Source organism: Clostridium sp. UBA1056 (assembly GCA_002316385.1).
Classification (GTDB): Bacteria; Bacillota; Clostridia; order Clostridiales; family Clostridiaceae; genus Clostridium_J.
In genome coordinates, this window is record DCDL01000005.1 from 1 (window position 1) to 6764 (window position 6764).

General features: G+C 29.2%; 5 protein-coding genes. All 5 read left to right on the forward strand.

Going from position 1 to position 6764, the window contains the following annotated elements:
• The first annotated feature begins 447 nt into the window (after nucleotides 1-447).
• Nucleotides 448-1347, forward strand: coding sequence for an AraC family transcriptional regulator (locus tag B3W71_RS02490; protein ID WP_346887362.1), 900 nt, complete (start codon nucleotides 448-450; stop codon nucleotides 1345-1347).
• 313 nt (nucleotides 1348-1660) lie between these two features.
• Nucleotides 1661-2353 (forward strand): CRISPR-associated endoribonuclease Cas6, encoded by a 693-nt coding sequence (gene cas6, locus B3W71_RS02495; protein ID WP_346887363.1) that lies wholly within the window; start codon nucleotides 1661-1663, stop codon nucleotides 2351-2353.
• Between the two features lie 14 nt (nucleotides 2354-2367).
• Entirely contained in the window at nucleotides 2368-4125 is a 1758-nt protein-coding gene (gene cas8b / locus B3W71_RS02500; protein ID WP_346887364.1) for a type I-B CRISPR-associated protein Cas8b/Csh1, read from the forward strand.
• Nucleotides 4118-5068 (forward strand): type I CRISPR-associated protein Cas7, encoded by a 951-nt coding sequence (locus B3W71_RS02505; RefSeq protein ID WP_346887365.1) that lies wholly within the window; start codon nucleotides 4118-4120, stop codon nucleotides 5066-5068. Before cas8b ends, B3W71_RS02505 begins: the two co-directional genes overlap by 8 nt.
• 3 nt (nucleotides 5069-5071) lie before the next feature.
• The gene (gene cas5b, locus B3W71_RS02510; protein ID WP_346887366.1) at nucleotides 5072-5839 is read left to right on the forward strand and encodes a type I-B CRISPR-associated protein Cas5b; all 768 of its coding nucleotides are present in this window, start codon (nucleotides 5072-5074) and stop codon (nucleotides 5837-5839) included.
• Nucleotides 5840-6764 lie beyond the last annotated feature (925 nt).

Consider the following 6764-nt stretch of genomic DNA (forward strand, 5'->3'; position numbering starts at 1 on the left):
CAAATGGCATTCGCTAACAATAATATTAAAGTGCATATTCAATATTTTATATAAGATTAGTAATATATTTTGTGAAAGTCTCTTTTGCTGTAAATTTTGTGTGTGATTTTTGAAGAGAAAATTAAGCTTATATATTTTATACATAATATTTTTTGACAAATGTTAGATCAAATGAATTTTCAGCAAATATTGATTTTAGACAAAGACAGTAGGAAAAATGACTTGTTGGTGAATATTCTAATCCCCTTTTGTTTTGCATGAGTGGATACCTATCGTAGAGTTTACAAAACAGTATGGAAGTGCAGAGGAAAATACAGTATAATATTCTTAAAAATTTCAGGTAACATGAAGCGAATGAAAGTTCGCTTATACAAAAATGGGCATAAAATGAACAGCATCACTTAGAAGTTTTTATTATACTGGAATTGTAAGGAAGGAGGGGATGTCATGAGCTTCCTGCATGACTTGGAAAATGTGATAGACTATGTTGAGGAACATCTTGACGGTGAAATTGAGATAGAAAAAGTTGCACAAAAAGCCGCTTGTTCCTCTTATCATTTTCAAAGAATGTTTTCATATCTTGTGGGTGTATCACTGTCAGAATACATCAGACACAGGAGAATGACATTGGCGGCGTTTGAATTGCAACAAACAGATGTAAAGGTGATTGATCTCGCTGTTAAATATGAATATGATTCCCAATCATCATTTACACGAGCTTTCCAATCATTGCAGGGAACAACGCCGACCTGTGTGCGCAATGAAGGCGTACCTATCATGGCATATCCGCGCTTATCCTTTCGAATTTTAGTAAAAGAAGTAAGTAGTATGCAGTTTAGAATGGAAAAGACAAACGCTTATCAAGTCTTTGGTAAACCTATCATCCCTGATTGGGAAGATACTGGTGTTGAGAAATGGAGTGATTATGCGAATCAAGTCTTAGAAAATGGTAGCCATGACGCTACGAATGTTGCAGCAGGATTCCCAGGGCTTGCTCTTGAGATGATTTCCAATGATACTTGGGATATAAATAAAGTGCATTTGCTTCATGCAATTCATTTTTATAATGATGGAGTTAAATATTTCATGTACGGTTGGGAAGTGCCTGCAAACGGCGTTAGTGGTGAATTTACAGTAGTTGATGTTCCAAACACTTCTTGGGCTATTTTTTCAACGAACGAAAAAGACCAATTTGCTGTTATTGAGCTTTACAAGTATGCATATACCAATTGGTTTTCGTCATCTGGTTATGAACAAGCCGAATGTCCTGTCATTGAAAAATTTATTCCCCAAAGCAGCAATGAAGATGTTGTAACCGAACTTTGGATCCCAGTCATAAAGAAGTGAGAATCATCAAATTTCAAAAAATTATAGAAGAATTAAAAAGCTTATAGGATAGGTTGATAATAATTTTATTTAGTATTTAGAGAATGACATCCTATATGAGAAGATAGAAGTCAGTAGTAATTTTAGATATTATTACTGGCTTTTTGTTATGAATTTTATGTGTAATTTTTAAGATGAAAATTAAAGTAAATTTAGAACATATAGTCTAGATAATGTACTAACCACAACATGAGATGTAATGGTTATAGTTATAGTAGAGGTATATAAAATATTGTAACTATAGTATAATTGAGTAATAAAAGGGGGTGATTTGGTGAATGTCTACGAAATAACTCTAAAGGTGTATTTATTAAAGTCAATAAATGTCGAGGAAGCTCAGCAGAGAATAGCTGAATTAATAGATAAGGCTTTAGCAAAAAACACTGAATTTTTAAAGTTACATAATGAAAATATATTCAAAAATTATTGTTTTAATTCTTTTTATCCTATAGATAAATCAGGAATATATAAAGCTGATAATATCTATGCAGTAAAGCTTAGAACTATAAATAAAGCTTTAGGAGAATACCTTAATAATGTTTTAGCTAATGAATGTACCGATTATATTAAGGGATTAGTGACTGATATTAGAATTATACCTAGAAAACATATAGAAAAAGTTTATAGCATTACTCCTTTAATTTTAAAGAATGATGATGGCTATTGGAAGACCTCTTTAAGCTTTGAAGAGTTCGAGAAACGAATTAAGGAAAATCTTATAAAAAAATATAATTTTATCAGCAATGAAAAATTAGATGAAAACTTTGACTTATATACATTTATTGAAATTAAAAATAAAAAACCTATAGCTACATCATATAAAGGTAAGCGTATTCTAGGAGATAAGATTAATATAGTAATTTCCGATGATGTGAGAGCTCAAGAGTTAGCATATATGGCGATTGGGACAGGCATTGGGGAAATGAATGCTAGAGGACAAGGATTTGTAAATTTTAGATGGCTTTAGGGAGGAGAGTCAAAGTGATTAAGGAATGTCTAGAAAGCTTTAAAAGTGAACTAAACGAAAAAGGTGATAAATTAATTTTAGATAATTATGTACCAGCAGATGGTACATATATAATTGTTACACCTAAGGATGATTCTTTCGAAATTAAAAAAGAAGCAGTTAATATAAAGCTAGATAAAAAAACTAGAACTGTTGATAAGAGTAGCAATTATTTTAGTAAATTATGTACTTATGATTATAATAGTAAGCTTGTTGATATGAATAAGCCTATCGATGGAAAAAAGATAATTCATAGCAATAACTATTTAAGCTTTTTTGTAAAAAAAGAAAGCTTCTCTAATGGTAAGCTTACAAATGAAATTATAGATGGATATTATGATATTTTATTAAATCCTTATGTTAAATATTCTAAATCAAAGGCGAATGCTCATGAAGTTTATAAAAGCCTAGAAGCTAAAATTGGTGAAGTTGATAAAGTATTAGTTGAAAAAATTAAGACATGGATAAAAGAAAATATATTTGAGCTTGGTAATAAATATACAGGAAAAGATTATTTGAAAGTTTTCTTTGAGTATGGTGAAGATGACTATATTAGAGAAGGGAAAAGATATTTTGTTCCCAATATATATAACAGCAATGATTTCAATATAAAGATTGATGGTGAGATATTTGGATTGCCTAATGATAACATGGGGATGAATTCAAAGAAGCCTTATCTAGAGAATAAGACTAGGAAGGTTAAAGTCCCTTATTTAATTAATAGTGAAGAAGTAATGCTTCAGAAAAAGTTCTTTGACTACTTATTGAATGAAGTCACTTTAGGTAAGGTAAATATCTATTTAAATGAAAATGGAGTAATAGCATTAAAAAGTGGAGATATGCCGGATACGGACTTTGAAGGAGTATTTATAAGAATTAAGAAGGGTAAAGAGGTTGAAATCCTAAGTTATGATGTGGTAACTAACTATAAACCTAATTTACCTAAAAAATTTAATTTTAAAAATGTTTTAGGGGATGAGTTAGATGATAAGTCCTCTGAGTTATATGGCACATGTGGAGATAGAAAGAAGATGCAGGAAGTACTGGATAAAGTGTTCTTCTCAAAGTATTTAATTAATAACTACTTTACTGATGCTGGTGATATTCCAACTAATAATGATGTACTGAAAAATAATTTACTTATATCTAGAGATGGTATATTTAATTGGCTATATAAAGGTAATAAAAATGGAATTGATAAATTACTAAGCAAAGTTTCCTTGAATTTAGTTAAAGGTTCAATTGAAAGAGAAAATTTTAAAAAGGCAAAGGATCAGTTTAACTTAAGATGGTCATTTGAAAGTTATTTTAATGGGGGGATAGATATGGCAGAAATAGTTTATGAAATGCGAAATAAGTTGAGAAATAAAATTAATTTAGATAATAGTGAAAAATATGAGAGTTTTGACAGCGATAATGAATATTATTTTGCAGTGGGTCAATTAGTTAATTACCTTTTATCTTTAAGTAAGGCAAAACGTAAACCTCAATCCTTATTAAATCCTATTCTAAATGCTAAAAATAACAAGATTATTAAAGATAAACTTAGAATCATCTACTCAAAATACAATTATAAATTAGAGCAATATTCAAAAAGAACTAGTAATCTTTATGGAATGATTGTTTCCTATGAACCAGAAGGAAAAATAAATCAAGATATGATCTTAGCAGGATATCTACGTAGCAATTTAGTGTATGAGAAAGAATTTAGGGGGGAGAAACAAAATGCATAAGAGGGTTTATGGAATTATTGGAATTTCTTCAAAGATGGCAAATTGGAATGCTGATTTTACAGGATATCCAAAGACAACTTCTGATGGAAGTACCTTTGGAAGTGATAAGGCATTAAAATATCCAATGAAAAAGATGTGGGAAAATCAAGGTCATAAAGTTTTATACATAAAATCTATGAAGATTTCTGAAGGGAAAAAAGGGGATATTACCGTTGTTCCTAGATCTTTAAAAGAAAGATATGAATATTTATTTGAAATTAAGAATTTAAAGGAGTGTAAGAATACTTCAGAGGTTTTAACTAATTTATTTAAAGCAGTGGATGTAAAGAATTTCGGAGCTACCTTTGCAGAAGAAGGAAATAACATTTCAATTACTGGAGCTGTTCAGATAGGTCAAGGATTTAACAAATATGAGGATACAAATCCAGAAGAACAGCAGATACTATCACCATTTAGAGATGGCTCAAAGGATAATGCAAAACCAGATTCAGAGGAAGCTAAAAACTCTACTTTAGGAACCAAGATAGTTAGTAATGAGGCCCATTATTTTTATCCATTTACTATAAATCCACTAGCTTACAAGGAATTTGTTGAATTAGAGGTTACTGATGGTTATACAGAAGAGGATTATAAGCGGTTTAAAGAAGGAGCATTAGTTTCAGCTACATCTTTTGCTACTAATGCAAAAGTTGGATGTGAAAATGAATTTGCTTTATTTGTTGAAACAGAAAGTGATTTATATCTTCCTAATCTGTCTGAATATATTGAATTCACTAAAGGTGAAGACAAAAATACAATTGAAATTAGATGCTCAGATTTAATTAATTCTCTTAAAGATAGAGTTAAAAATGTAGAGATTTATTATAATCCATATACTACAATAATTAAATCAGAAATCGAAGGGGCTAAGGAATATAATATATTCACACAGAAAGAGGTGTAGAATATGCAGATTTTAAAGTTTAGATTATGGGGAAGGACAGCATTTTTTAAGAAACCTGAGGTAAATACTTATTTATATTTCACATATGGAAACATTCATAAGGTTGCTTTACTTGGGTTACTTGGAGCTATCGTTGGATATAGTGGATATAATCAATTTGATTTTAAAAAACATAACCATAAGGAAATAAAAAATGAATATCCAGAATTTTATGAAAGACTGGCGTGCTTAAAGGTTGCTATAGAGCCGACTTGTGAAGGTGCAGTGATAAATAAAAAGGTTCAAGTATTTAATAATTCTGTAGGATATGCTTCAAAGGAAATGGGTGGAAACCTTATTGTAAAAGAACAATGGCTTGAAAATCCATCCTGGAATATTTATATTATTATTGATAACGAGGAAGCAGAAAAAGTTGCAGATTATATTTTAAATAATAGGACAACATATCAGCCATATCTAGGTAAGAATGATCATTATGCAAATATTTCTGATGTTGAATTACATAAAGATTGCACTAAAACAGATAAAGTAGAAAAAATTAATTCTCTTTGCTTTAAAGAAGAAGTGGTATTATCATTACCTAAACTAGAGTGGGACAGTGAGGAAGAGACAGAAGAAGTATTTAAGTACTTAGAGAGCTTACCTTTTGCATTAAATAAAGATACTAATCTCTATGAAATGAAAAGTTTTATCTACAGCAACATGGATGTAGAGGATATAAAATCTAAGGATATTTACAGAATTAAAAATAAGAATATTGTTTTCTTTTAAAAAGGAGTGGAAGCCCTCCTTTAAACATAGGAGGAGTTTTTAAATGCTTATGTAATTTCACGCCATCATGGTGGTTTAAATGGCTTTGAAAAGTTTCTGGATAGATTTTCAGAGGATACTGGAGATGAAGCTGAGGCATGTATTGAAATTTTTTTAAATAATAATATAGATTTATATAAAAAAGAATATAAATTTAACATTAAAAAGTTTAAAAGGATAATTGAGTTTTTAAAAGGGAATATGGATAAGAAGGATGCAGAAAGCTCTATTAATATTTATATCTATGTTAAACTTGTATTTTCACTTTTAATAGCTAGTGACTTTTATGCAACTTCGGAATTTATGAGTGAAACTAAATTAGTTTCCATACAGAAAATCACTTGAGATACTACCAACTGTACGGAAATTTTAACTATAAAAATATATAAATATTTATATATAGAACTATTTAAAAAGTTAAATAGTTCTATATATAGCTTTTTAAATAGTCGCTTTATTCATGCAGGGTGAAGAATATTATTATTTAAATAATGGTATTAAAGATATTAAAAAATGAAGAAGTAATAGATGTATTGTTAGCACTTTTAACTAGCACAATGAGTTAAATACAATAGAAAATTAAATAATTAGATTAAATTAAAGGATACTTGTCCCAGTGTATCAATATTAGAAAAACATAGTATTTTAGTGAAAATAAAAGATATATAAGTATAATTTCATATAGAGATTATATTATATGGTTTTTGTAAGAAAAAATCATGATAAGATAATCCATGTCGCTAAGTGATGCGGCAACAAACAACAAAAACTTAAGAAAAAACTTCTTAAAAGAGTTATTGACAGATAAGAAATTATCTAGTAGAGTAGTAAGAGTCGTCGGAAGTAATCGATGATAATGAAAACCAAATGGTCTTTGAAAATTAAA